Source organism: Erwinia amylovora (genome assembly GCF_017161565.1).
GTDB classification, from domain to species: Bacteria; Pseudomonadota; Gammaproteobacteria; order Enterobacterales; family Enterobacteriaceae; genus Erwinia; species Erwinia amylovora.
The window spans coordinates 2,630,383-2,656,619 of record NZ_CP066796.1; the positions used below are offsets into that span (position 1 = coordinate 2,630,383).

Sequence of the window (26,237 nt, forward strand, 5' to 3'; positions counted from 1 at the left end):
TCTGCGGCCGGCTTATCAATGCAAATGTCAGGTTACGGCACCCTCACTGGAGCACACAGTCGCAGAAAGGTCAGCCGCTACCCGCCTTGTCCGCGTAAAGCAAGCCGTGTTCGCTGCCACCAGATGAAGATCGCGGGCGTGGCTGGCGAGCAAAACGGCCGTTAACCTCGCCTGCAGCATGATTTACTTGGTACCGAAGATCTTATCACCGGCGTCGCCAAGGCCAGGGATGATATAGCCCTTTTCATTCAGCCCCTGATCGATTGAAGCGGTGTAGAGTTCTACGTCCGGGTGCGCTTTTTCCAGCGCGGCAATACCTTCCGGAGCCGCGACCAGCACCAGCACTTTGATACTGCTGCAGCCGGCTTTTTTTAGCAGATCAATGGTGGCGATCATTGACCCCCCGGTGGCCAGCATCGGGTCGACCACCAGCGCCATACGCTCTTCAATGTTTGATACCAGCTTCTGGAAATAGGGCACCGGTTCCAGGGTTTCCTCGTCACGGTAAACGCCGACCACGCTGATACGTGCGCTCGGTACGTGCTCCAGCACGCCTTCCATCATGCCAAGGCCGGCGCGTAATATCGGCACCACGGTAATTTTCTTGCCTTTGATCTGGTCGATAGTGACCGGGCCATTCCAGCCTTCGATGATGACCTTCTCGGTTTGCAGGTCGGCGGTAGCTTCATAAGTCAGCAGGCTTCCCACTTCTGACGCCAGTTCACGAAAACGTTTTGTGCTTACGTCATGTTCACGCATCAGACCCAGTTTATGTTTGACCAGCGGGTGTTTCACTTCCACGATCTTCATTATTTTACTCCCGGAGTGTTAAGCTGCAAAAAAAATCGCGAAATTATAGCGCTATTTCCCCCGCCGCCCTATGACTTAGTGTCACTGGTTCCCTCTTCTGCCCGGCATTGTTAAGGATCGCCTGGAAACGCGCTATCCGCAACTTGCGGGCAGATGGGACTCGCAAACGTTTGCTTGCACTGATAGAATTGCCGCGCTCTATTTTCAATACCACACCAACCGCAAACCGCGTGGGGATTTCGTAGTGACCGATAAAACCTCTCTCAGCTATAAAGACGCCGGCGTAGATATCGATGCGGGTAATGCGTTAGTCGACCGTATCAAAGACGTAGTGAAAAAGACTCGTCGCCCGGAAGTGATGGGTGGACTGGGCGGTTTCGGTGCCCTTTGTGCCCTGCCGCAAAAATATCGTGAACCGATTCTGGTTTCCGGTACTGATGGCGTTGGCACCAAGCTGCGTCTGGCGATGGACCTGAAACGCCACGATGCCATTGGTATCGATCTCGTCGCCATGTGCGTAAACGATTTGGTGGTATCAGGTGCCGAGCCGCTGTTTTTCCTCGATTATTACGCTACCGGCAAGCTCGACGTTGACACGGCTGCCAGCGTCATCGCCGGCATTGCTGAAGGTTGCTCGCAGTCAGGCTGTGCACTGGTCGGCGGCGAAACCGCTGAAATGCCGGGCATGTACCACGGCGAAGATTACGACGTGGCTGGCTTCTGCGTTGGCGTGGTAGAGAAATCAGAGATCATCGATGGCAGCAAAGTCGCTGAAGGCGACGTGCTGATCGCCCTTGGCTCAAGTGGTCCACACTCAAATGGCTATTCGCTGCTGCGCAAAATTCTGGCGGTCAGCAACACCGACCCGGAAACCACCCAGCTGGAAGGTAAACCCCTGGCGGACCACCTGCTGGCACCAACGCGCATCTATGTGAAGAACATCCTCAATCTGATTGAGCAGGTGGATGTGCATGCGATCGCCCACCTGACCGGCGGCGGCTTCTGGGAGAATATCCCGCGCGTGCTGCCAGACAACACCCAGGCGGTGCTGGAAGAGTCAAGCTGGGAGTGGCCAGCCGTCTTCAGCTGGATGCAGCAGGCCGGTAACGTCAGTCGCTTCGAGATGTACCGCACCTTCAACTGCGGCGTTGGCATGGTGATTGCCCTTAGCCCGGCGGAAGCGGACAAAGCGCTTCAGCTGATGAACGATGCCGGTGAGAAAGCCTGGAAAATTGGCGTGATCAAAGCCTCCGATGCTGAAGAGCGCGTGGTGATCAACGCATGAAACGCATCGTCGTGCTGGTTTCCGGTAACGGGAGCAATTTGCAGGCCATTCTCGACGCCTGCCAGCAGGGGCGGATCGGCGGCAGGGTAGCTGCCGTTTTCAGTAATAAAGCCGGGGCTTTTGCCCTTGAGCGCGCGCGCGCGGCCAACATTGCGGCTCATGCGCTGGCAGCGGCGCAATTCGCCGACCGCTGCGCTTTCGATCGTCAGTTGATGCAGGAAATAGACGCCTATGCGCCCGATCTGGTGGTACTGGCAGGATATATGCGCATTCTCAGTGCGGAATTCGTTCAACGCTACGCCGGGCGCATGCTGAATATTCACCCTTCGCTGCTACCTAAATATCCGGGGCTGCATACTCATCGCCAGGCGATTGACAATGGCGATGAAGAGCACGGCACCTCGGTGCATTTTGTCACTGAACAGTTGGACGGTGGCCCGGTGATTTTGCAGGCGAAAGTTCCGGTGTTCAGCGATGACACAGAAGACGATGTCGCCGCGCGCGTACAGCATCAGGAGCATGCTATCTACCCGCTGGTGGTAAGCTGGTTCATTGATGGACGCCTGACAATGCACGATGGCGCGGCCTGGCTGGATGATCGACGGCTGCCCGCCGCCGGGCATGCTTTCGAATAAACGCGGTAAGCGAAACCGGGGACGATGCGGTATGCAGAGCTGGCGACGGTTTCTTTCCGCTTCAGCCATACCTTCCGGTAATGTAATCCTCCGTATGGCGCTGGCGTGGTGCGGTAAACAGCGTATCGGTCAGACCAAATTCCACGACTCTGCCCTGATGCATAAACGCGGTATAGTCAGATACGCGTGCCGCCTGCTGCATATTGTGCGTCACCAGGATCAGGGTGAAGTGCTGTTTCAGCGTGGTCATCAACTCTTCAATCACCAGCGTGGCAATCGGGTCAAGCGCCGACGTTGGCTCATCCAGCAGCAGGATTTCCGGCTCAATGGCAATAGCACGGGCAATAACCAGTCGCTGCTGCTGCCCGCTGGACAGCGTCAGGGCGTTCTGCCACACATTGTCTTTCACCTCTGCCCATAGCCCCGCAGCACGCAGCGCCCGCTCGGCCGCTTCGTCCAGCACGCGCTTGTCACGTACGCCCTGTAAACGCAGGCCGTACACCACGTTGTCATAGATGGACCTGGCAAAGGGATTAGGCCGCTGAAACACCATGCCAACCCGGCGGCGCAGCGCGCAGAGGTCCTGTGCAGACGCCAGAATGGAGTGCTGCTGCAGACGGATATCTCCACTGATGCGGCAGCCGTCGATGGCATCGTTCATGCGGTTGAAGCAGCGTAACAGCGTCGACTTGCCGCAGCCTGAAGGGCCGATCAGTGCGGTGATGCGGTTTGCAGGAAACTGCAGGCTGATGTTATTTAATGCCTGTTTTTCGCCATACCATAAGTTCAGGTTGTCCAGTTCCAGCGCGGTATTTACATCATTAAACGTGATTGCCATAAAAAGCCCCGAATTAAAGCATCAGCGCACGGTAGCGCTCGCGCAGACGATGGCGCAATATCATCGCCACCAGGTTTAACCCCAATATCAACAATACCAGCAGCAGCGCAGTGGCAAACACCAGCGAACGGTCAGCTTCGGCATTGGGGCTTTGGAAAGCCAGATCGTAGATCTGAAACCCGAGGTGCATAAACTTACGATCGAGGTGTAAATAAGGGAACAGCGCATCTACCGGCAGCTCCGGCACCTTTTTAACTACGCCGACCAGCATCAGCGGTGCGGTTTCCCCGGCGGCGCGCGCCACCGCCAGAATCAGCCCGGTTAGCATGGCGGGCGCTGCCAGCGGCAGCGTGATATGCCACAGGGTTTCCGCCTGGGTGGCCCCTAATGCCAGCGAACCCTGGCGTAGCGAGGGCGGAATGCGCGACAGCCCCTCTTCGGTGGCCACAATCACCACTGGCAAGGTTAACAAAGCCAGCGTCAGCGAAGCCCAGAGCAACCCAGGCGTACCAAAGGTCGGGTTCGGCAGCCTTGCTGCAAAAAACAGACGGTCAATGCTGCCGCCCGTCAACCAGACAAAGAAACCGAGACCAAATACGCCATAAACAATTGAGGGGACGCCAGCAAGGTTAACCACCGCAATGCGTACCAGCCGGGTTAACAGATTACTGCCGGCATATTCGTGCAGCCAGATTGCCGCCACCACGCCAAGCGGCATCACCACTATCGACATCAGCAGTACCATCAGTATGGTGCCAAAAATGGCCGGGAATACCCCGCCATCACCGATACTTTCGTATGCCGAATCACTGACAAAATGCCACAGCTGGTGCGCAAAATGCCGCCACTTTATCCCGGCGCTCATGGCATTCGGCTGCCATACGGCAACAATCTGCGCCAGCGGTATCTGGTGCCGTTCTCCGCTGGCATCACGCAGCACCAGTACGGTGTTGTGACTTTCCTGATCCAATGCTGCCAGACTGGACGACTGGTCGGCAAACTGGCGCTGCAGCTCGGCGCGATCTGCTTCATAAGCTGACTGGTTTTCCGGCGTGTAGCGCCGGGCATTACGCTGCTGCTGCCTTTGCTGTTCCAACTCTTCCATTTGCGCATTGAGTCGTGCCATCTCTACCTGGCGCAGCGTTTCTGCTTCTTTCAGGTGCTCGTGAGTCTGCGTTAAACGCTGCTGCAAGGTTTGGAAAAGGTTATTCGCGGTCAACGGATGCCGCTCTTCCAGCAAACCGTCGAACCAGCCGTAGGCGTTGCCGCCAGCACGTCGCTGCAGCACAATGGCTTGCTTCGGCACCTGCTGATGCAGGATCTCGCTGGAAAGCAGCTGGCGAAAATCCGTGCCATTGAAATCGCGGTTACCGGTTTTAATCAGATAGCGTGTCACGCTTTCCGGCAGACCGGCCGGTAATGGCTGGCCGCCGGACTGCAACTGCTGGCGGGAAACCTGCTGCTCTGCGGCTATTTCCCCCAGCATCTGCACCTGTCCGTTCGGGGTTTGCAGGGTGAACAGTACCAGCGGCTGTGGCCAGAAGTAGCGTAACCCCTGCCAGGCCAGCAGCACGATAAGCAGCAGAAAAGCCAGCAGACTCACGGCCACCGCTCCGGCGGTAAGCCAGCGCCAGCGGTCATTACGCGCAGACGCACCTTTCATCCTGGCTGCTCCTGCTGACCGTAGCGCCGTCGCAGTCGCTGGCGCAACAGTTCGGCAAAAGTATTGACCACCAGCGTGAAGACCAACAGCACCAGCGCTGACAAGAACAGCACGCGATAGTGAGCACTTCCTGCCGCCGCCTCCGGCATTTCCACCGCAACATTGGCAGCCAGCGATCGTAAACCTGCAAACAGCCCGCCATCGGTTACCGGGGTGTTTCCGGTGGCCATCAGCACGATCATGGTTTCTCCTATTGCCCGGCCAAAGCCTATCATCAGGGCAGCAAATATACCTGAGGATGCTGCGGGCAGCACCACCCGCATCAGCGTCTGCCAGGGGGTCGCACCCAGCGCCAGTGAGCCTTGCCCCAGTGAGGCGGGCACGCTAAAAATGGCATCTTCGGCAAGGGTAAATATCAGCGGCACCAGGGCAAAGCCCATCGCCACCCCGGCCACTAACAGGTTACGCTGCTGATAATCGGTGCTGAACCGTTCTGCCAGCCCTTGTTCCCACAAAGAATGCTCCAGCAGCGGGATCGCCCCCAGCGAAAACCAGGCGCTTAACAGCAATATCGGCAGCAGCAGCAGTACTTCGCGCCCTTCTGTGCGCCAGCGCTTTTGCCAGACTGGCGGTAACTTTTGCCGCGTCCAGCTACACAACAGAAGCACCGATGCCAGTATCAGCGGTAATAACAGCACGCCGGACAGGCGGTCGGCTATTTTCGGTGCCAGCCACAAACCCGCAATAAGTCCGATAACCACGCCCGGCAGTGCCCCCATCATTTCAATGGCGGGTTTCACCCAGCGCCTCAGGCCCGGGGTCATAAACCAGGCCGTGTAAATGGCGGCGGCCAGCGCCAGCGGTGTGGCAAATAACATGGCCAGCCCGGCGGCTTTTAACGTCCCCACCACCATCGGTACCAGACTAAATTTTCCCTGGTAATCGTCATTGGCAGAGGTTGCCTGCCAGACATATTCGGGTTCAGGGTAGTTTTCATACCAGACTTTTTGCCACAGGCTGCGCCAGCTGACATCCGGCCATGGATTGTCCAGCCGGTAGTGCTGCCAGGCTCCTGCCCGTTCAACCAGCAGCCCGTCACCTTGCGGGGCGAACTGCGCCATCCGCACGCCGGCCTCCAGTTGACGACTGAGGATGGCTCCCTGCTGCTTGCTGGCAAACAGTTTGAGTTCACCCTGCGGGCTGAGGGTGGCAAAAACACGGCGATGAGGTTCAGTCATTATCAGAGGCTGCCACTGCGCACCGGCGAAGTCGCGGATAAAGCGCAACCGTGGTTCTGCGGCGCTGGCCGTATCGAACCACTGTCCAATGCCGCGATGGTCCGCTATCAGCAGTGAAGCGCCACCGCTAAGCAACTTCAGGCTTGCCGGCTTTTCTGCCAAAGTCAGCGCCTCACGCAGCCTGGGTGGGCCGCTGCCAATCAGCCATACGCTTAGCTGCGTGCCGGACAGCGTGTACAGCTTGCTGCCGTCGGGCGAGAGCAGCAGTTGATCCACCCCGCGGATATTCAGCCGGTAATGCAAAGCAGGCTGCTGCGCCTGTAACTGCCACAAAGCGATATGATCGGGCGTTGCCAGTGCGACCTGCCAGCGATTTTCCGCGCTCTGCGTGATGGCAAAAGGGTAGATGTTCTCTTCCCCGGTGCTCAGAGGCACATCACCAAGCGGGTATTTCCAGCGCGGTTCTGCGCCTGACGAGAAGTCCGGTTGCACCAGCACCATCGCCCCGCGTTCTGAAAGCAGCAACACGCTAAGATTATCCATACTGACACTGGCTCGGATGCTGCCGCGCAGTAAGGTTAAGGGTGCCGAAGGCGGTTGCGCATTGAGCGGCACAAAACGCCCGCTGCCCTGATGATCGATACGCCAGCCCCACTTCTGCTGGCGGTCCATGCCCATTGCTATCACCGCATCGCTTTGCCACAGTTTGACTGGATTATCCGCCCGCAGTCCCGGAGCGATGAACAGCGGCACCACCACCGCGACCAACCAGAACAGCAACAGCATCATGACCAGTAAGATGGCCATCCCGCACGCGGTCACCACGCGCCGCGTCAGCCTTTCAATAATGCGGCGACGCCCGGCGTTGTCGTCAACGGGGATTGGGCGGTCAGTCATCTCTGAGCAGATTTCCATGGTAATCTAAAACCGTTATGTTGCCCGTATGTGCTTAATAAGACAATCAACATTCACCGAGCGTTGGACAATGCTGCCATTCTGTCGCCATAATGTTTCAGGATAATGGCTAACCTATATCCTGAATCAGCGGACGGAGTAAAAATGGGTCAGGAAAAGCTGTATATTGAAAAAGAGTTGAGTTGGTTATCCTTCAACGAGCGCGTATTGCAGGAAGCGGCTGATAAAACCAACCCGCTGATTGAACGTATGCGCTTTCTTGGTATCTACTCCAATAATCTGGAAGAATTCTACAAAGTCCGTTTTGCTGACCTGAAGCGTCGCATTCTCATCGGCGAAGAACAGGGCATTCCGGGTACTCCACGCCATTTGCTGAAGAAAATTCAGGCGCGTGTTCTGAAAGCCGATCAGGAGTTTGACGGACTTTATAACGATCTGCTGTTAGAAATGGCGCGTAACCAGATTTTCCTGATCAACGAACGTCAGCTTTCTCCTAATCAGCAAAGCTGGCTGCGGCATTACTTCAAACATCATCTGCGCCAGCACATCACTCCGATCCTGATCAACCATGACACCGATTTAATCGAGTTTCTCAAGGACGATTACACCTATCTGGCGGTGGAGATCATTCGCGGAGAAGAGATAAACTACGCTCTGCTGGAGATCCCGTCGGATAAAGTGCCGCGTTTCGTCAACCTGCCGCCGGAAACGCCGCGCCGCAGAAAGCCGATGATCCTGCTGGATAATATTCTGCGCTACTGCCTGGGCGATATTTTCCGTGGCTTTTTCGATTATGACGCGCTGAACGCCTATTCGATGAAAATGACCCGTGATGCCGAATACGACCTGGTCACTGAAATGGAATCAAGCCTGCTGGAATTGATGTCGTCCAGCCTGAAGCAGCGCCTGACCGCCGAACCGGTGCGCTTTGTCTATCAGCGTGATATGCCGGATGCGATGGTAGAGTTGCTGCGTAACAAGCTGAACATCTCGAATTATGACTCTATCGTGCCCGGCGGACGTTATCACAACTTTAAAGACTTTATTACTTTCCCCAACGTTGGCAAAGCTAACCTGGTGAACAAGCCGCTGCCGCAGCTGCGCCATATCTGGTTCGACCGTTTTCGTAATGGATTTGACGCCATCCGCAACCGCGACGTGCTGCTCTATTACCCTTATCACACCTTCGAGCACGTACTGGAGCTGCTGCGCCAGGCCTCTTTCGACCCGGCAGTGTTGGCAATAAAAATCAATATCTACCGCGTTGCCAAGGATTCACGCATTATCGATGCGATGATCCACGCCGCCTATAACGGTAAGAAAGTGACGGTGGTCGTTGAGTTACAGGCGCGTTTTGACGAAGAGGCCAATATTCACTGGGCGAAACGCCTGACCGAAGCCGGAGTTCACGTCATCTTCTCCGCTCCGGGGCTGAAAATCCACGCCAAGCTGTTCCTGATTTCACGACGTGAAAACGGCGGAATCAACCGCTACGCGCATATCGGAACCGGTAATTTCAACGAAAAGACCGCACGGCTTTATACCGATTATTCGCTGCTGACCGCCGATGCACGTATCACCAATGAATTGCGGCGGGTATTTAACTTTATTGAAAACCCGTACCGCCCGGTGAGTTTCGAACATCTGATGGTATCGCCACAGAACTCGCGACGAATGCTTTACCAGCTAATAGATAATGAAATTGCTAATGCGCAGCAGGGCATCCCCTCCGGCATCACGCTGAAAATCAATAACCTGGTTGATAAGGGCCTGGTAGATCGCCTTTACACCGCTTCCAGCGCTGGCGTTAAGGTCGAACTGGTGGTGCGCGGCATGTGCTCACTGATACCCAATCTGGAAGGGATCAGTGATAATATCCGGGTGATCAGCATCGTTGACCGTTATCTGGAGCACGACCGCGTCTATATCTTCGATAATGGCGGCGACAAAAAAGTGTTCCTCTCTTCGGCAGACTGGATGACGCGCAACATTGACTATCGTATTGAAGTGGCCGTTGCCGTACTTGATCCGATTCTGAAACAGCGCATTCTTGACATTATCGCCATCCTGATGAGTGATACGCTGAAAGCCCGTTTCGTTGATAAAGAGCTGAGCAACCGCTATGTACCGCGCGGTAATCGCCGTAAGGTGCGTTCGCAGCTGTCAATCTACGAGTACATAAAATCTCTTGAACAACCTGATTAATCACTATGCCAATTACCCCTAAAAGCACTGCCAAACCGCAAGAATTCGCGGCCATTGACCTGGGTTCGAACAGTTTCCATATGGTGATTGCCCGCGTGGTGGATGGCGCCATGCAGGTACTGGGGCGCCTCAAGCAGCGCGTACATCTGGCAGACGGGCTGGACAGTCATAATGTGCTGAGCGAAGACGCGATCCAGCGCGGACTGGGCTGCCTGGCGTTATTTGCTGAACGCTTGCAAAGTTTCAGCCCGACCAATGTGACTATTGTCGGTACTCACACCCTGCGCGAAGCGGCAAATGCGCAAGAGTTTCTGCAACGCGCAGCAGAGGTTATCCCCTATCCCATTGAAGTGATCTCGGGCAATGAAGAGGCGCGTTTGATCTTCATGGGCGTGGAACACACCCAGCCGGAAAAAGGGCGCAAGCTGGTTATTGATATTGGCGGTGGATCCACCGAATTGGTGATAGGTGAAGATTTCGAGCCGAAACTGGTCGAAAGCCGCCGTATGGGCTGCGTCAGTTTTGCCAATCTCTATTTCCCCAACGGCATGATCAGCAAAGAAAATTTTCGCCGCGCACGCCTTGCTGCGGTACAAAAGCTGGAAACGCTGGCATGGCAGTATCGTCTGAAGGGTTGGCAGTTTGCGTTGGGCGCTTCCGGCACGATCAAAGCCGCTTGTGAAGTGCTTCAGGCGATGGGCGAGAAAGATAAGCTGATCACCCCTGAGCGCCTGCAGCTGCTGTATGACGAAGTGGTTAAACATAAATCCTTTGATGCCCTTAGTCTGCCCGGGCTGTCGGAAGAGCGCAAAAGGGTGTTCGTGCCTGGCCTGGCGATCCTGTGCGGCGTGTTTGATGCCCTTGCTATTCGCGAGCTGCGCCTTTCCGACGGCGCGCTGCGTGAAGGCGTGTTGTATGAAATGGAAGGTCGTTTTCGTCATCAGGATATTCGCAGCCGAACGGCGCAAAGCCTGGCGAATCATTATGCCATCGACAGCGACCAGGCGCGTCGGGTGTTGGAAACCACCGGGCAGCTTTACAGTCAGTGGCGTGAACAGAACGCCAGGCAAGCGAATCCGCAGCTGGGGGCGCTGTTGAAATGGGCGGCAATGCTGCATGAAGTGGGGCTGACCATTAACCACAGCGGCATGCAGCGTCATTCTGCCTATATCCTGCAGAACACCAATATGCCCGGATTTAATCAGGATCAGCAAACGCTGCTGGCCACGCTGGTACGCTATCATCGTAAGGCATTAAAGGTAGAAGATATGCCGCGTCTGACGCTGTTCAAGCGCAAGCAGTTCCTGCCAATAGTGTTTCTGTTACGCCTGGCTACGCTGCTTAACAACCAACGCCAGGCCACCACTAAGCCAGGCTACCTGCACCTGTACACCGATGAAGGTAACTGGACCCTGACTTTCCCACGTGATTACTTTAGCCAGAACAATTTAGTTCAGCTGGATTTGGAACGCGAGCAGGGTTACTGGAATGATGTGGCCGGTTGGCAGCTTACCGTCCGGGAAGGATCATAAACCCGGCACGCTCACTCCTACTGCTGCCGACCGCCTGTTGCGGCCGGCGGGACTGGTTTGCTACCGCATTCATCCCGCAGCCGCAGCCCCGCAATGACTGGAAATGATCAACTGAAGCTGATGAACCCACTTGTCGATCGCGATTTTTACAAAAAATACTCACCTGGCGCACCGCACCCGGAATTAACGCAAGCGTTGCCACGTATTGAAGGAGCCAGTGCCCTCGACATTGGCTGCGGCAATGGGCGTCATTCACTGTGGCTTAACAGCAAAGGCTTCGACGTCACGGCCTGGGATAATAACCCGGCCTGCATAGCCCGGCTTGAGCAAATTATCGCTGCCGGAGATCTGCGCGGGCTTCATCCCGCCCGGCACGACCTCAATACGCTGCGCTTTAACGGGGCATATAACCTGGTATTGGCGACGTCGGTGATCAAGTTCCTGCAGCCGGCAACCATTCCGCAGCTGATAGCGGATATGCAGGCCAGCACGGTGCGTGATGGCTATAACCTGATTGTGTCAGTTATGAACAGTCGGGACTATCCTTGCCATGAGGAGTTCCCTTTCACCTTTAAGTCCGGCGAACTTAGCCATTACTATCGCAAATGGCATATTGTGAAATACAATGAGAATGTCGGTCAACGACAGCGTACCGACGAAAACGGCCAGCGAATCTCCTTGCGCTTTGCGACCCTGCTGGCGCAGAAAACCAGCGTTAAGGGCTGATTTCAGCATCAGCCTCTGTTTGAACGGAAGCCAGCTCCTGCAACGGTATTGGCATACCGACCGCCTCCCCCTGCAAATAGTCGACGCCCAGCCGGCGCAGTTCCCCGGCGACCTCTTCCGTTTCAACAAACTCGGCAACAATCTGCATGCGCTTTAGCCGTGCCACCGCGCAAATAGAGACGATAATCTGATAGTCGAGGCTGTTATTCAGCATATTACACACGAAGCTGCCGTCAATTTTCAACATATCAACCTGCACCCGTTTGAGACGTGAATAGCTGGCATATCCCGTGCCGAAGTCGTCTATCGCTACCCGACAGCCCAGTTTCCGTAACTGAGCTAATGAGCGGTTACCCCAACTGTTATCGCTTAGCATTGGCGACTCTTTCACTTCAATAATCAGCTGCCAGGGTTCCACGCCATGAGCTTTAAGCCGGGAGGCGACCTCTTCCGTGAGCTGCGGCCTGCACAGCGAGGCGGCAAACAAATTAATCGCGAGACGAATGCCCGGTAACTGTTGGCGATGGCCATTGATAAATTTCAGTGCCTGCTCCAGTACCATACGATCCACTTCCCAGGTCAGACCAAACTCCTGTACAACCGGTAAGAAACTGGCCGGTTTGATATATTCCCCCTGCATATTCACCATACGCAGCAGCACTTCATAGTAGTCATCACCACGTACGCCGCAGATCTTTTGCGCCATCAGATGGAAACAACCGTTTTGCAACGCCAGTTTAATATCATGGAGCATCGCCAGCTTTTCAGTGATATGGCGCTGCACCGGAACATTTGCCGTTTGTTGCAGATTTACCGCATGGCCATTGCGCAGTGACGTTTCGGCCAGGGCGCTCATTTCGCCCAGCAGCTCATACAGATGCAGCACAGGCGTATTGACCGTACAGTAACTGAGGCCGATATCTGGATGGATCGGCAAGCCGTCCCAGCTCAGGTGATAACTTTTTATTCGTGCTTCCAGCTCTTCAATACGTGACTGAAGTACGGCATGATGCAGACGTATCACCAGGTCAAACCCGGGCAGCTGGTATATCGTCTCCCCGGCAAACAGGTTAGGCCGCAGATAAATAGCAAGGCTACGTTTGTACTGAATACGCAGTCGCAGCCCGTAAGTTCGGCTTAAACGATCGAGATCGGGAATGCGTAGAAAACAGAGTGACGAGCAGGAAACGACCGCGAGATCCTTGTTCAAAGCACGCAAATTAGGTAGCCCGATAATCGGGTCGGTCAGCGCCAGTTCCCTGGCGCGCACCAGCAACCTGCGCTGGCGGGTGCTGATAGCCGACATCAGCAAAATTGTGAGCGTAAAGACCAGCAGGTAAGCCGACATCACCAACAGATTAAAAGGCTCCATCGCCCCCAGATTCATAAAGCGATCGCGTAGCTGGTAAAGCACAACCAGCAGCATGCCCCAGTTGATCGAGGTGAAAAGATAACCAAAACGCAGTGCGCACCATAACATCAGCGGCAGCAAAAGGGGAAGACCGTACTCGGTAGTCAGCAAATTTTCCTTACTGGCTCTGAATAACGTCAGCATTATCAGTAATGTTGCCATCAATATCAGCCACATCAGCCATTCACGCCACGTCACTCCCCCGGCAATCTGGCGTTGACAGCGCGTCTTTAAAATCAGAAAAAAACGCGGATTGCGTAACAGCCGTATTGCAAAATAAAACAGTGGCACTGTCGCCAGCGATGCCATCAGCAACGACTGATAATTGAGCAGTGTATGCAGCGAGTAGGATTCATCAACCAGGATCGTATGGTGAAGAGGCAATATTCCTGTCGGTAGCGCCAGCTGGGTGAAAATAATAAACAAGGTGGGTATCACCAATACCAACCAGACTATGCGTACGCTGATCTGATTCAGCTCACCCGGGCTGACGTTCCAGCGCGTTTTAAGCTGCGAACGGTAGCCCCACCAGCCCAATGCCAGCGAAATCATAAAGATAGCGATAAGCAACACCCCCTGCAACGCGCTGTAACGTCCCCAGAAGTGAAAACATAAGGCCAAAGCGATGCCGGGAAATGAGCGCCAGTCAAACACCAACATCATGGCAATCATCATAGCCATGGGGAGATATATCAGGTAGACATAACCGTCGGAGATCCAAAGCCGCACCGACAAGGCAGAGGCCAATGGCATCAACAGTAGCGCGAGTAGCATCGGTAACCCCCACCAGCAGGTGGTAAATTTTTCCAGCATTCTCGTTTTTTTCATTGTTTTATCTTTATTTAAGATTTTTATTTGCAGACTTTCACTATTGTAACCGACTATTGTATGGCATTTTTATGAAAAGTTTTTATTAAATCTTGGAGGACTGGAAAAGATGATACTCATTTAATCCCGTTCAGGCTAATTACCAGTGATTCGTACTTCACTCCTTTTTATCAGTGCATGTCATCGGTCAGGGTTTAAAAATCACGTTTGCGTCAACGGTTGGCCCGAAGGTTTGCCATTGGTGCTGCTCACCGTCTGTATCGCAATGGATCATTGCCCTTAAAGGTACGTAACAGGAAATCCTGCCCGAACACCGCTGTGATATCCGCAAAACCTCAGAAGCCCCCTCGACTCAACCAGGTTATCACGCTCGCCAGCTTGACTAATATGCTCTGGCGGTTGCATATGTCGCCGCCGAAGCTGTCCGGCGTCTCCAACAGAAAAAACGCTCACTGCTGATGCCCGCAAGCATCGTTATCGCTAAGTTTCGTTAATGATGAGCTTGCGACACAGAGGTTTTGATGACATTTGCTCACCTGGTGCCGGCTGAATCAGTTAAGCTGTGACCTTATTTTCGTCAGACAAAAGGATATTGCATGCCTTTAGCCCCTTCCCATGTCCAGCTTCTGGCTGAAGTTCGCAGTCGCATTCTCAATCTGCTGCTATCTGATAAAGATCTTGTCGATACGCTAATGGAGCGCCCGCGACATGAGTCCTCTGCCGAAGCGGACGCCCATCGTCAGCAGGTTGAGGAGATCAAACAAACCTTACCCCTGCTGCACGCCGCCGATATCGCCGACCTGCTGGAGGCTTTGCCCGCAGACGAACGCCTGGCACTGTGGCGGCTGGTAGGTAACGATCGCCGGGGCCATGTCCTGCTCGAAGTTTCAGAAAATGTCTGGGAAAGTCTGATTGAGGAGATGAGTGACCGCGATCTGCTGCGTGCCATCAAGCCGCTGGACATCGACGAACAGGCGTGGCTGGCTAAATATCTGTCGCGCGATTTGACCGGCCGCCTGCTGACATCACTGGATCCGGCGCTCCGCTCAAACGTGCTGGAGGTCATGGATTTCGATCGTGATCGCGTCGGCCGCATTATGGATTTCAAACTGGTGACGGTGCGCGCAGACGTGACGCTGGCGACCGTACAACGCTTCCTGCGGCGAAAAAAATCTATTCCCGACGGCACCGATAAGCTGTTTATCACCAATAAGAACAATATGCTGCTGGGCGAGCTGCCGCTGACTGACATCCTGCTGAACACGCCGGATAAACGGGTAATGGAAGTGATGAACAATCGGCCAACCAGTTTTTTTATCGATGACAGAGCTGAGGATGCCGCCGGGGCGTTCGAGCGTTATAACCTGATTTCTGCCGCCGTTATTGATGCCACCGGTAAACTCATGGGCCGTGTGACCATTGATGATGTAGTCGATTTAGTCCAAGAAGAGAACGACAGCAATATCCGTAAAATGGGCGGGGTGAATCCTGAAGAAGACGTTTTTGCCCCAGTCAGAAAATCGGTGCGTAACCGCTGGGCCTGGCTGGCAATTAATCTGTGCACCGCCTTTGTCGCTTCACGGGTGATTGGCCTGTTTGAAAACACCATTTCGCAGCTGGTAGCACTGGCAACGCTGATGCCGATTGTGGCAGGAATTGGAGGCAACACCGGTAACCAGACGATTACGATGATTGTGCGGGCAATGGCGCTGCATCAGGTGGAGCCGGCTAACTTCTCATTTTTAATCGGTCGCGAACTGGGCGTGGCTCTGATCAACGGCCTGTTCTGGGGAGGCGTGATGGGGGGCATCACCTGGGCGATGTATGGTAACCCGGCGCTGGGCGGCGTGATGATGCTGGCCATGTTGCTCAATCTGCTGCTGGCAGCGCTGATGGGCGTTCTGATCCCACTGCTGATGATAAAAATGAAACGCGATCCGGCTGTCGGCTCCAGCGTGCTGATCACCGCGCTTACCGATACCGGCGGCTTCTTTATTTTCCTCGGGCTGGCAACCCTCTTCCTTCTGCACTGAAGCTACCAACCTAACGCGTCCGATTTAATGGATAACGGACGTTATTGTTGTGATAAGGCTCCCGGAACCTTCTCAACAGCCCATACAGACTGCCTGAAAACAAGCCAGACTGAAATAACTGCCCGCTTCTGTTGCCACGTTAGCGCTGCGTTGCCACAGAAGCGAGTAAGCTATTGCCTGAAGAAAGGATATCGCCCTACTCTCACTCAATCAAGGATGTCATATGAGTTCACCCATCGAGGCTTTTCCACTGACTTGCCCGACGAATAACACAGAAGAAAACGCATGGAAGCGCGCCACCTGGCGCATTTTACCTCTCCTCACCGTCAGTTATATTTTTGCCTATCTCGACCGTATTAACGTCGGCATTGCCAAATTACACATGTCCGACGATCTCGCCTTTTCTGAAACCGTGTACGGACTGGGTGCCGGGATATTCTTTATCGGGTTTTTCTTTTTCCAGATCCCCAGCAATATGCTGCTGCAGCGCGTTGGTGCGCGCCGTCTGCTGGCCGCGCTGCTGGTCTCCTGGGCCGCTATCGCTCCGCTCACTGCCCTGGTCGCCACGCCCTGGCAGTTTTATGCGGTACGCTTTCTGCTTGGCCTGACCGAATCCGGTTTCTACCCCGGCGTGATCCTCTATCTTTCTCTGTGGTTCCCTTCGTATCGGCGCGGCAAAATATTTGCCCTGTTTGCCGCCGCCGTGCCGCTATCAGGGCTACTCGGCGGCCCGCTTTCGGGCTGGATTATGGCGTATTTTCACCATCATTTAGGCATGGCTGGCTGGCAGTGGCTGTTCATCATTCAGGGAACGCCATCGTTGTTTATTGGGGCACTGGTGTTCTGGCTACTGCCTGACCGTATCGAGCACGCCCGCTGGCTGGATCCGAAAGAAAAATCGTTACTGAAGGCCCGTATGAAGGAAGATACCGTACAGGATAGTGCCACCGTACAGGTAACACTGATTAGCGTATTGCGTAACAGCAAGCTGTGGCTGCTGGCTTTTATCTATTTCTGCCTGATTGCCGGTTTTTACACCGTCAGCTTCTGGCTGCCCACCCTGATACATAACGCCGGGGTAGAGGATGTGTTTCACGTCGGCTTGTTGACCGCAATCCCTTATGCTGCGGCCATTATGACGATGATCGTGGCGGCGCGTAGTGCGGATAAACACCGCGAACGCCGCTGGCATCTGGCGATTATTGCCACTATTGGCGCGGTGGGTATGGTGATTTCTGCTCTTTATAGCGACAACCTGTGGCTGGCGATGTGTGGGCTGACGCTCGGAGCTGCGGGCAGCCTGAGCACTCTGCCACTTTTCTGGAGCCTGCCAACCGCCTTCCTCGGTGGCTCGATGGCGGTGGTCGGCATCGCGCTGATCAACTCCATTGGTAATCTGGCCGGTTTTGCCGCCCCTTATATGATGGGGATGCTCACTGACCTGACCCACTCGACGCTGAGCGGAATGTTAATTATCTCCTGCACGATGCTGGTCGGATCGGCGGCAATCTTTCTCATCCCCGGCCGTACTGTCAACCGTTAGCTGTCATGAGGCACATCATGCATATTGTCATAACCGGCGCGGCCGGATTTTTGGGAAAAAAACTGGTGCAGGCACTGCTGGCAAAGGGGTCGTTAATTCGTCAGCAGGGGGAATTACAGGCGATTGAGTGCATTACCGCCGTTGATATCGTCGCACTTAAGGGGGTCAGCGATCCGCGACTGAAGGTTGTCTGTGGCGATATCAGCCAAATTTCTGAACTGGAAAGGCTGATTGGCGATCGCACAGACAGCGTATTTCACCTGGCGGCGGTGGTCTCCGGCCAGGCGGAGCAGGACTTCGACCTCGGCATGAAAATTAACGTGGATGCCGCCCGCCACATTATGGATCGCCTGCGCCAGCTGCCGCAGCGCATCAGGCTGGTGACCACCAGTTCGGTGGCGGTATTTGGTGGTAAGCTGCCGCACAAAGTCGCGGACGACCAGGTGTGGATGCCGCAGAGTTCCTACGGCACGCAGAAAGCGATAAATGACCTGCTGCTGGCGGATTACAGCCGCAGAGGCTTTATAGACGGACGCAGCCTGCGCATGCCAACGATTGTGGTACGACCGGGCCACCCCAATGCTGCCGCATCCAGCTTCGCCAGTGCCATTATCCGTGAACCGCTCAACGGTGAAGCGGCCACCTGTCAGGTGAGCCGGCACACGCGCCTGTGGCTGTTGTCACCGGCCAGAGCGGTCCAGGCATTAATCCACGGTCACGATCTGGACGGCAGTCAGCTTGACGAAGGGCGAGTGATTAATCTGTGCGGTCTGTCGGTAACGGTAGCGGAGATGCTGGCATCGCTTCAGCGCCTGTGCGGTGATGAGGTCGCATCACGCGTCAGCTTTCACCAGGAGCAGGTAATCGGGGATATTGTCAACTCCTGGCCCGGCGATTTTCATGCTGATTATGCGCGCAAACTGGGTTTCCAGGCTAACGCCTCATTTGATGAAATGATCAGCGAATATTTGACGGAACCTGCCTGAACGGGTGGACGATGCAAGGGCACAATGGCGGCCGCGATGTGCAGGACCGTCGATCCGGCTTCAGCACCGTGATGCTCCACCAGCAGGCGGGGGTTGCATCAAACCCCGTATCCCTCTGGCAGATTAACGTTAAGCTGCACCTTTTTCGCGCCGCCCCAGCCGATCGCTTCATCACGGTTGTAACCCATTTTCCCCGCCGCTTTACGATGATCCACGGAGTGACATGACAGGCTTTAAATTTTGTCGAAGTTTATAAAAGGGGCGTGTACCACGGCGCTCTGAGGCCAGACAGCGATGCCGGAATCCTGCTTATGAGGCGACAGGATCCCGGCACAGGATCAATACGGATTATTTCAAACCTTAAGCAGCTTTACCGTGCTATCCACGTCTATCTCATCTTCCGAGAAGATTAACGTCGTTCCCTGGAAGGTCGTGATCGCCAGCTTTTTCAGCGAGCGTGTTTCGCCAGGCTTTGTGGCTGTTTTTGGCCTGATACTGTTCATCAGTAGCCCCACAGACAGCACCGTATTTTCTTTATCAATGCGGCTAGCGGCAGGCACTTCTTCGCTGTAAACCAGGTAAGACTTGATCGACGTGAGCTTAAGGCGCTCGCCCGCGATATAGATGTAATTGCTGTCTGGTACGACTTTCACCGCACAGGCTGACAAGCCCTTGTTATTAGTGGTGGGTTCAAAGGTCACCGCCGCATCTTTCTTAATCAGCTCAGGGTTGGCGACCTTAATCACATGAAAATAACGGTTATCACCGTTTTCATCTTTGATAAAGCCAAAACCTTTATCTTTAAACCAGGTTGTGATCGTTCCGTTCATCGCCATTACCGCCTACTTAATCGTTTATCTACTCAATTTTTGCAGCGGGCAGTGTAAAACACAATGCCTGCGCAGACTATGTCTTTGGTTTAAGTCTGGACGATAAATCTCTGGACAGCCAGATTCGCCAGTCGCTTAGAAATTCGTTATTATCCGCTTCCATTCTCCATCCGGGCAGCCTGATGTCTGACATTTCCGATACGTTTATTGCCCCTCCGTGCCATGATGAGATAGAAGTTCTCTGTCAGGACGAACACCTGGTGCTTATTAATAAACCCGCCGGGCTGCTCAGTCTCTCGGGCAAAAATCCGCAAAATCTCGATTCGGTGCATCACCGGCTGGTACAAATTTTCCCCGGCTGCACCCTGGTTCACCGCCTGGATTTCGGCACCTCCGGGCTGATGGTGATAGCCCGCACTAAGGCTATTAATGCTGCCCTTTGCCAGCAGTTCAGCCAGCGCACGGTGACCAAGGTGTACTGCGCACTGCTCTGTGGGCACCTGAACGATAACGAAGGGGTGATTGATGCTGCGATTGCCAAAGACCCGGCGCTGTTTCCACTGATGTCAATTTGCTCAATCCACGGCAAGCCCGCCCGCTCCCGCTATCGGGTCTTGCAACGCTGTTATCACGCGTTGCAGGACGGGACGTTGCTGCCATTGACGCGGGTTGAGCTAACCCCGGAGACCGGGCGCACCCATCAGCTGCGCATTCACTGCCAGCAGCTGGGCTACCCCATTTTGGGCTGCGACCTGTATGGCGGTCGCCTGCTGCCAGGCACTGAACGGACATCGCGGCTGATGCTGCACGCCAGTGAGTTGCAATTTGTCCATCCCGTCAGCGAAGAGAGGATTAAAGCCAGTCATGCCTGCCCGTTCTGACAGGGGGATTATCAACCAGAAGAGATCCGGGCTGTGACGATAGCGCATCAGCGTGCTTCATCAGATCGCTGCGAAGGTAAAAGCCGACACGCGAGATTTACCACATCAAATCGTCAGGTACTTTGAAGTCCGCATACGGATCTTCTTCATCCTGCTGGTCCTGACTAAGCGTGCTGTTTAATACAATACTGTTTGCATCACGCTGGGCAATTTTATCGGCGACGATGGCTGGGATGATAGCGTATTCGCACTCTGCTCCAGTAGCAGCCGCTAAGCGGGCAATGGCGAGGCGGCCATTCACCAACTGAGCTTGCGTCGTCTTATCAACCGCTATTTTTTTAATCAGGTTATTATCTGTGAAATTGAAATCAATATTTCCTTTTGCAAGCACGACTCTGTTCATTTCAATCAGCTGCTTCACCTGAGCTTTATATTCTTTGGATAACGCTGCCTGTTTCTGCTGTTCGTTAAGCTGTTGATCGCGCTCAAGCTGTGCTTTTTTATTCTCTTCCACCGCTTCTCTGGCCTCACGAGCCTGAACGCGTGATTTTTTAGCCGTTCTCTGAACTTTAGCCATTTTTTTGCTGGTCACTAATCCAGCTTTGAGCATCTGCTCTTGTAAGGTCAGTTTTGTCATCTTCGCTTTGAAACCCGTTGAATGATTAATGGGATTATACCTGCAATGCTGGGAGCTGTACCAGGTGCAGTGCCAAATCGCCGGGTGGCTTCAGATTGCAGGGGGGATAAGAGGTTGTGTAAATAGACCGGTTTTAGTTCCATGCATTTTTTGAGATGCCGGCAAAATAATGGTGCTGTCGGTATTCCTCCGGCGTCATATCGTTCAGCGATTCATGCGGGCGTTCACAGTTATATTCTGATAACCCTTTTTCCGTGATTTCCCGCACTTCATTCAGCGTTCTGAACAGATAAAAATTAAGTATTTCTGTGCGGTATGTCCGGTTAAAGCGCTCAATGAAAGCGTTCTGCGTTGGCTTACCCGGCTGGATAAACTCCAGTTTTACCGCATGTCTCTCTGCCCATTCAGCCAGTGCCAGCGAGATAAATTCCGGACCATTATCCATGCGAAGCATGGCCGGATAGCCGCAGTTTGCCGCGATCCTGTCGAGTACACGGACCACTCGTGGAGCGGGTAAATTCAGATCGATTTCAATCGACAGCGCCTCACGATTAAAGTCATCAACGACATTGAACGTGCGAAAACGACGCCCACAGACCAGGGCATCATGCATAAAATCGACTGACCAGCTCTGGTTCAGCGCTTCCGGCGTGGCCAGCGGTGAGGGGTTACGCACCTGCAACCGTTGTTTGCCCTTACGGCGAAAATTCAGCTTCAGCAGACAGTAAATACGGTGGATCCTTTTGTGATCCCACTGGTATCCCTGCCGTCGCAGAACCTGGAAAAGCGTCGGAAAACCATATCGTGGGTATCGTTCAGCCGCTGCCTGCAAGGCGGTAAAAACGGGTTCATCGCGTGTGGTATCCGGGCGGTAATGGTAAACCGTTCTGCTCAGGTTCAGACTCCGGCAGGCCTGACGGATACTGAGTCCGAATGTCGTTATTAGTTGAGTGGCCAGCTCACGCTTAAAGGCGGGTTTTAAAGCTTTTTTTCGATAACGTCTTTCAGCGCCCGGTTCTCAAGGCTCAGATCGGCAAACATCTGTTTAAGACGCCGGTTCTCGTCCTGAAGAGCCTTGATCTTTTTAATATCAGAAGCTTCCATGCCACCCTATCTGGACTTCCAGTTATAGTCAGTGGCTTCAGAGATACCGGCCTCCCGGCAGACATCTTTAACGGTCCGTCCGGATTCAACCGGCTTAATCACGGCGATGATCTGGTGCTCAGTAAAACGGGCTTTACGCATGGCGATCTCCTCCGCTGGCAGATTGATTATGCCGGAGGATCTCTAAAAGTGAATGGGACTATTATGCGGGATGGTTACAGTCAGGTTTAATGAAATATTATTATAAGAATAAAAAAGCCCCGTAGGGGCTTATTTATTTGGTCGTTCCGGTAAAATCTTACCTATCAGATAGACAACCAACACGGATAAACCAATCGCTATCAGCCGCTCATGCCAGGTTTCATAGTGAAAGAACCAGTAGCAGCATAGCAACAACAACAACCCGCCTACGATCGCACCTGACGCCTCTATAAGGCTATACATGATGCGCTTACCCAAGCTCAGCTCAACAGGCCCGTTATCTCGCATTAGCGTTAACCTCCCTGTCTACCATCTCTATGATCCTTTCAAAAGCCGGTTGTCCCTGCGTTCGCTTCACATTCAGAGCCTCTAAGAACGGATTTAAAGCAGGCTCAACTAAGAAGTAGAGTAAATCATAGTTTCGCACGCGCAATGCATTATAGACTTCGGGATTGTTCTTTTGAAGCTTTTCAGAAGTGTAGATGCACCTTTCTGTCATACCACCGATCAGCAAAGCATTACCGATCAAGCCACCTCTAACAGCTACAAGAAACGAGCTACGCTGCGCAATGGTAGTTGCTAACCTTCCGGCTATCAGTGAGTTTGTAAGCGTCCGGCCAGCAACAGAAGCCATCGTTTTGCTGTAGATAGCGTTCTGCTTAGCTTCAGGCACGTTCTTATTGAAGATATTGAGCACGGTCTCAATAGTTTTCATGAAGTTGTGATTTTCGAGAATGCCATGCCTGATAGCCCCAACCATCCTGATCTTCTCTGTTTCACGTTGATAGCGGCTGTCTGTATCGATGAAACCATACGCAAGATAGCCAATGTCTGTAGGCACAGACAGCACGCCATGAGCAAATCCTATAGCAGACTCAGGCGATATAATAATTTTTGCTATACGCTTTGCGATCTCACTGTAGCTACGCATCTTGAAGCCCCTTGTCCTCGCTTACCTTCACTACATAGTAATCTCTGGCACCCGACACCAACTTATCAACTTTGATACCGACCTTGCCACTGCTGATCTCTTCATAAGCTACTCGATCTATCTCCATGCTCGCGATAGATAACTGATGCCAGTGGTTCTCATTATCTTGAATAGCGATTTTGTCAGCTTTAGTGATAGTAAACGAACCGCCTTCAGGTATGACCAAAGAGTATACTGAAGCACCTGTATAGCAGTGATTGAAGTCGAGCCGATGAAGGCTGTGTCTGAAGTCCATGAGGCCTTCTTGCTTAAAGGCTTCACGAGCTGCTTCTTTGCTGATAACACCTGCTTCTATCATGTGATAGATGTTGAAAAGCTCATAGGTGAATGTCATACCTCGATTAGCTATCTCAGCATCAGTGATTTGGTTTTCGTTGAAGGGGATCAGCTCTCGTTCTTTAGGCGCTTTGTATCGACGGTGATTGACTATGTAGACGGCTTTGTATGTGTTTCCCGGATTAGCTTTCTTTCTGCGTAGGGCAATCTTAGAGATCTGAGCACACTGAGCATCAGTTGAAGTGCCACCAATCCCTTTAACTTCCAGCAAGAAGTGAATACCGTTATGCTCAAAGTTTAAATCTTCCTCAAACACTTCCCCTGCGTCTACATCAACATCTTTATCAGGATCTACAACATTAGTGAAGCCTATGTACTCAAGGAACCACTTGACCGCAGATACAAGATCATCCCCGGTTTCTTTTAGCATAGCTCTAAGCTTTACATTTTCGTCTTTAGAATGAACTCTTTCATATTCTTCTTGCAGGGAAGATAAGGCTTCTTCATGTCGAACTTTTTCGTTTTTAATATCTATTATTTTATTTCTTTCTTCCAAAGATATATAATCGAAATCGTTTATCCAATTGAAACTACCATGATTTGGAAATTTTTCATTAGAAAAGCCAATATCTGGCAAAACATTATTGAAAAGGTCAAATAGCAAACCCGCCTTATCGTATATTTCTGGCAAAAAGAAAACTAATTTTGATCCCATTTTTCTTATAAAACAAACATCTTCACCTGCTTCATTTCTAAGCAAAGGAACATCATTAGACTTATCGCCTTTATATAGCTGAAACACAAAGTTATAGTTTGAATTAGGAAGGTATTTTTCAAGGCATTGTTTAATCTCCATTGCCTGTTTACCTTCAACTACATTCATTCTGCTTCCCGTTCTTCGCGTAGGAGTAAATCCATAGTAGTTAGGGAAACAGTAGGTATTAATTTGATATTGGCTGTGTTGACCTGCTTCATTTTGAAGTATATACACTTCTTCATTGTAGCTTTCACAAAATATGAACAAGAGCTGAAATTTTTCTGTAGAAAAGATGTCAGTAAGAGCAATTTGCATATCAAGAGGAAAAAGATCAATAAAACTTGGAGTATGATTATAAATCACACTTATAGATGAGCGATCTTTAATTAATTTATTTCTCAATCCTGTATCAATAACTACTATTTCTGCTTCGTGTAAGTTTGAGGGAAGATTAGAAGAATAAGGAACCTTTAAAGGACGATAGCTGGCTGCTTCATATTCGCTATAACCGTTCATCCAATATTGATTAGCGTTAAAAACTGGATTTAGTTTTTTTACTAAACTTGATGGAGTGTTTAACAGATAAATCAGTGGTTTATTATCAGGATTCATTGCTTACTTCCATTTAAGATTTCTCTTTAAGGTATCATTTTTCTTAAAGGATGGCACTCATGACCTTAGCCACACATACAAACCTTAGAGTATAGATTAGTATAGACTATACAGGCAGGCTTTAAATCTGGCGTGTTGATGGTTAGCTGTAAATAGACCCGTTTTAGTTCCATGCATTTTTTGAGATCCCGGCAAAATAATGGTGCTGTCGGTATTCCTCCGGTGTCATATTGTTCAGCGATTCATGCGTGCGTTCACAGTTATATTCTGATAACCATTTTTCCGTGATTTCCCGCACTTCATTCAGCGTTCTGAACTGATAAAAATCGAGTATTTCTGTGCGGTATGTCCGGTTAAAGCGCTCAATGAAGGCGTTCTGCGTTGGCCTACCCGGCTGGATAAACTCCAGTTTTACCGCATGTCTCTCTGCCCATTCAGCCAGTGCCAGCGAGATAAATTCCGGACCATTTTTAACAGTCCGTCCGGATTCAACCGGCTTAATCACGGCGATGATCTGGTGCTCAGTAAAACGGGCTTTACGCATGGCGATCTCCTTCGCTGGCAGATTGATTATGCCGGAGGATCTCTAAAAGTGAATGTGACTATTATGCGGGATGATTACACAATAGCCCAGCGATAGACTTGCAATACAATCTCTCTGGCGTGCACAGCTTTCGCCGGTGCCCCTCTCTCGACAATGTTATCGGTTAATGCGCGTAAGTCTTCATGTGTAATCTCACTCAGTTTCTGCTGGGCAAATTTTGACTTCAACTCCCTTTGATATACTTAACGCCGCATATCACGCGTCGATTTAGCCATTTGATAACCGCGTAACCATTTCTCAGCCCACGCACCAAAAGTCTCCGCATCTTTGATACGCGCTTTATCTCTGGCTTTTTCCCTCGCAGGCGATCTTCCACCGGCAACCATTTTTTTAGCTTCGTTGAGCAGTTCACGCGCTTCTGCAAGCGTGATCCCTCCAACACCATAGCGGCCAAAAGTAACGGTCTCCTGTCTTCCGTTTATTGAATAATTATAACTAAATGAGATCGCTCCAGCCGGAGTGACCGCAACATACAAACCATCACGGTCATTAACTTTATAGAGTTTCTCCTTCGGCTTAAGGTGACGCAGCCTGGCGTCAGTCAACATGGTTTATTGTTTTCCTTTATCAAAAAACACCATGTTGTAAAATTCAGAAAAGTTATTTAACTAGCTGTTTTTAATTGAGTTATAAAAAACAAATACCATAACTCAACCGAAATTTATCACATGGTACTTTTTCAAACTTGAATTCGAA

The 26,237-nt window shown here is 52.3% G+C and carries 18 protein-coding genes and 3 pseudogenes; 9 read left to right on the forward strand and 12 right to left on the reverse strand.

The window, feature by feature from the left end:
- Positions 1-183: 183 nt before the first annotated feature.
- On the reverse strand, positions 184-810 hold the full coding sequence (gene upp / locus JGC47_RS12075; protein ID WP_004159037.1) for a uracil phosphoribosyltransferase: 627 nt from the start codon (positions 808-810) through the stop codon (positions 184-186).
- Between the two features lie 244 nt (positions 811-1,054).
- Between upp and purM the strand changes: the two genes are divergently transcribed.
- The gene (purM, locus tag JGC47_RS12080; protein WP_004159038.1) at positions 1,055-2,095 is read left to right on the forward strand and encodes a phosphoribosylformylglycinamidine cyclo-ligase; all 1,041 of its coding nucleotides are present in this window, start codon (positions 1,055-1,057) and stop codon (positions 2,093-2,095) included.
- Positions 2,092-2,730, forward strand: coding sequence for a phosphoribosylglycinamide formyltransferase (gene purN / locus JGC47_RS12085; protein ID WP_004159039.1), 639 nt, complete (start codon positions 2,092-2,094; stop codon positions 2,728-2,730). The genes purM and purN overlap by 4 nt, the downstream gene beginning before the upstream one ends.
- Positions 2,731-2,791: 61 nt before the next feature.
- Here the strand turns inward: purN and pstB are convergent, their stop codons facing one another.
- From pstB to JGC47_RS12100, 3 genes are read right to left on the reverse strand one after another with little or no spacing between them, the layout of a single operon-like run.
- Positions 2,792-3,568, reverse strand: a complete 777-nt coding sequence (gene pstB / locus JGC47_RS12090; protein WP_004159041.1) for a phosphate ABC transporter ATP-binding protein PstB — start codon at positions 3,566-3,568, stop codon at positions 2,792-2,794.
- Between the two features lie 13 nt (positions 3,569-3,581).
- Complete coding sequence (pstA, locus tag JGC47_RS12095) at positions 3,582-5,231, reverse strand: phosphate ABC transporter permease PstA (RefSeq protein ID WP_004159042.1); 1,650 nt, start codon at positions 5,229-5,231, stop codon at positions 3,582-3,584.
- Positions 5,228-7,384 carry an ABC transporter permease subunit gene (locus JGC47_RS12100; RefSeq protein ID WP_004159043.1) on the reverse strand — a complete coding sequence of 719 codons (2,157 nt, stop codon included), beginning with the start codon at positions 7,382-7,384 and terminating at the stop codon, positions 5,228-5,230. Before JGC47_RS12100 ends, pstA begins: the two co-directional genes overlap by 4 nt.
- A gap of 144 nt (positions 7,385-7,528) precedes the next feature.
- Here JGC47_RS12100 and ppk1 point away from each other — a divergent pair, with 144 nt between their 5' ends.
- The 3 genes from ppk1 (at position 7,529) to tehB (ending at position 11,847) form a co-directional block, all read left to right on the forward strand.
- Positions 7,529-9,589 (forward strand): polyphosphate kinase 1, encoded by a 2,061-nt coding sequence (ppk1, locus tag JGC47_RS12105; RefSeq protein WP_004159044.1) that lies wholly within the window; start codon positions 7,529-7,531, stop codon positions 9,587-9,589.
- Between the two features lie 5 nt (positions 9,590-9,594).
- The gene (ppx, locus tag JGC47_RS12110; protein ID WP_004159045.1) at positions 9,595-11,121 is read left to right on the forward strand and encodes an exopolyphosphatase; all 1,527 of its coding nucleotides are present in this window, start codon (positions 9,595-9,597) and stop codon (positions 11,119-11,121) included.
- A 93-nt stretch (positions 11,122-11,214) separates the two neighbouring features.
- Positions 11,215-11,847 (forward strand): tellurite resistance methyltransferase TehB, encoded by a 633-nt coding sequence (gene tehB, locus JGC47_RS12115; protein WP_004159053.1) that lies wholly within the window; start codon positions 11,215-11,217, stop codon positions 11,845-11,847.
- On the opposite strand, the gene JGC47_RS12120 is transcribed toward tehB, so the two are convergent.
- Positions 11,837-14,086 carry a sensor domain-containing phosphodiesterase gene (locus JGC47_RS12120; RefSeq protein WP_013036155.1) on the reverse strand — a complete coding sequence of 750 codons (2,250 nt, stop codon included), beginning with the start codon at positions 14,084-14,086 and terminating at the stop codon, positions 11,837-11,839. The two genes, tehB and JGC47_RS12120, sit on opposite strands and share 11 nt — an antisense overlap.
- 596 nt (positions 14,087-14,682) lie before the next feature.
- On the opposite strand from JGC47_RS12120, the gene mgtE reads away from it, so the two are divergent.
- The 3 genes from mgtE to denD all read left to right on the forward strand — a co-directional run bounded on the left by mgtE (position 14,683) and on the right by denD (position 18,648).
- Positions 14,683-16,119 (forward strand): magnesium transporter, encoded by a 1,437-nt coding sequence (gene mgtE, locus JGC47_RS12125; protein ID WP_004159057.1) that lies wholly within the window; start codon positions 14,683-14,685, stop codon positions 16,117-16,119.
- Positions 16,120-16,342: 223 nt separating this feature from the next.
- Positions 16,343-17,662 (forward strand): MFS transporter, encoded by a 1,320-nt coding sequence (locus JGC47_RS12130; protein ID WP_004159059.1) that lies wholly within the window; start codon positions 16,343-16,345, stop codon positions 17,660-17,662.
- Positions 17,663-17,679: 17 nt separating this feature from the next.
- Positions 17,680-18,648 carry a D-erythronate dehydrogenase gene (gene denD, locus JGC47_RS12135; protein ID WP_004159060.1) on the forward strand — a complete coding sequence of 323 codons (969 nt, stop codon included), beginning with the start codon at positions 17,680-17,682 and terminating at the stop codon, positions 18,646-18,648.
- Positions 18,649-19,001: 353 nt separating this feature from the next.
- Here the strand turns inward: denD and JGC47_RS12140 are convergent, their stop codons facing one another.
- The gene (locus tag JGC47_RS12140; RefSeq protein WP_004159066.1) at positions 19,002-19,484 is read right to left on the reverse strand and encodes a cold-shock protein; all 483 of its coding nucleotides are present in this window, start codon (positions 19,482-19,484) and stop codon (positions 19,002-19,004) included.
- Positions 19,485-19,660: 176 nt separating this feature from the next.
- On the opposite strand from JGC47_RS12140, the gene JGC47_RS12145 reads away from it, so the two are divergent.
- The gene (locus JGC47_RS12145) at positions 19,661-20,359 is read left to right on the forward strand and encodes an RluA family pseudouridine synthase (RefSeq protein ID WP_004159071.1); all 699 of its coding nucleotides are present in this window, start codon (positions 19,661-19,663) and stop codon (positions 20,357-20,359) included.
- A gap of 97 nt (positions 20,360-20,456) precedes the next feature.
- Here the strand turns inward: JGC47_RS12145 and JGC47_RS12150 are convergent, their stop codons facing one another.
- The 6 genes and pseudogenes from JGC47_RS12150 to JGC47_RS12175 all read right to left on the reverse strand — a co-directional run.
- Positions 20,457-20,996: a DUF2058 domain-containing protein gene (locus JGC47_RS12150; RefSeq protein WP_004159074.1), complete on the reverse strand. Its 540-nt coding sequence runs from the start codon at positions 20,994-20,996 to the stop codon at positions 20,457-20,459.
- A gap of 133 nt (positions 20,997-21,129) precedes the next feature.
- Positions 21,130-22,241, reverse strand: a pseudogene (locus tag JGC47_RS12155) (IS3 family transposase).
- Positions 22,242-22,578: 337 nt separating this feature from the next.
- The gene (locus JGC47_RS12160) at positions 22,579-23,232 is read right to left on the reverse strand and encodes a hypothetical protein (protein ID WP_004159082.1); all 654 of its coding nucleotides are present in this window, start codon (positions 23,230-23,232) and stop codon (positions 22,579-22,581) included.
- Positions 23,225-24,937 (reverse strand): hypothetical protein, encoded by a 1,713-nt coding sequence (locus JGC47_RS12165; protein WP_004159084.1) that lies wholly within the window; start codon positions 24,935-24,937, stop codon positions 23,225-23,227. The genes JGC47_RS12160 and JGC47_RS12165 overlap by 8 nt, the downstream gene beginning before the upstream one ends.
- A 163-nt stretch (positions 24,938-25,100) precedes the next feature.
- Positions 25,101-25,406 (reverse strand): annotated as a pseudogene (locus JGC47_RS12170) (transposase); the annotation flags it as partial.
- Between the two features lie 155 nt (positions 25,407-25,561).
- A pseudogene (locus JGC47_RS12175) lies at positions 25,562-26,089 on the reverse strand (tyrosine-type recombinase/integrase); the annotation flags it as partial.
- Positions 26,090-26,237: the final 148 nt, after the last annotated feature.

What these genes read in the sequence shown, in the direction of transcription:
- pstA (WP_004159042.1), bottom strand. Translation starts at nt 5,231, where the DNA reads ATGAAAGGTGCGTCTGCGCGTAATGACCGCTGGCGCTGGCTTACCGCC.
- JGC47_RS12160 (WP_004159082.1), bottom strand. Translation starts at nt 23,232, where the DNA reads ATGCGTAGCTACAGTGAGATCGCAAAGCGTATAGCAAAAATTATTATA.
- ppx (WP_004159045.1), top strand. Translation starts at nt 9,595, where the DNA reads ATGCCAATTACCCCTAAAAGCACTGCCAAACCGCAAGAATTCGCGGCC.
- JGC47_RS12145 (WP_004159071.1), top strand. Translation starts at nt 19,661, where the DNA reads ATGTCTGACATTTCCGATACGTTTATTGCCCCTCCGTGCCATGATGAG.
- JGC47_RS12120 (WP_013036155.1), bottom strand. Translation starts at nt 14,086, where the DNA reads ATGAAAAAAACGAGAATGCTGGAAAAATTTACCACCTGCTGGTGGGGG.
- pstB (WP_004159041.1), bottom strand. Translation starts at nt 3,568, where the DNA reads ATGGCAATCACGTTTAATGATGTAAATACCGCGCTGGAACTGGACAAC.
- JGC47_RS12140 (WP_004159066.1), bottom strand. Translation starts at nt 19,484, where the DNA reads ATGGCGATGAACGGAACGATCACAACCTGGTTTAAAGATAAAGGTTTT.
- JGC47_RS12165 (WP_004159084.1), bottom strand. Translation starts at nt 24,937, where the DNA reads ATGAATCCTGATAATAAACCACTGATTTATCTGTTAAACACTCCATCA.
- purN (WP_004159039.1), top strand. Translation starts at nt 2,092, where the DNA reads ATGAAACGCATCGTCGTGCTGGTTTCCGGTAACGGGAGCAATTTGCAG.
- denD (WP_004159060.1), top strand. Translation starts at nt 17,680, where the DNA reads ATGCATATTGTCATAACCGGCGCGGCCGGATTTTTGGGAAAAAAACTG.
- tehB (WP_004159053.1), top strand. Translation starts at nt 11,215, where the DNA reads ATGACTGGAAATGATCAACTGAAGCTGATGAACCCACTTGTCGATCGC.
- JGC47_RS12150 (WP_004159074.1), bottom strand. Translation starts at nt 20,996, where the DNA reads ATGACAAAACTGACCTTACAAGAGCAGATGCTCAAAGCTGGATTAGTG.
- mgtE (WP_004159057.1), top strand. Translation starts at nt 14,683, where the DNA reads ATGCCTTTAGCCCCTTCCCATGTCCAGCTTCTGGCTGAAGTTCGCAGT.
- JGC47_RS12130 (WP_004159059.1), top strand. Translation starts at nt 16,343, where the DNA reads ATGAGTTCACCCATCGAGGCTTTTCCACTGACTTGCCCGACGAATAAC.
- JGC47_RS12100 (WP_004159043.1), bottom strand. Translation starts at nt 7,384, where the DNA reads ATGGAAATCTGCTCAGAGATGACTGACCGCCCAATCCCCGTTGACGAC.
- upp (WP_004159037.1), bottom strand. Translation starts at nt 810, where the DNA reads ATGAAGATCGTGGAAGTGAAACACCCGCTGGTCAAACATAAACTGGGT.
- ppk1 (WP_004159044.1), top strand. Translation starts at nt 7,529, where the DNA reads ATGGGTCAGGAAAAGCTGTATATTGAAAAAGAGTTGAGTTGGTTATCC.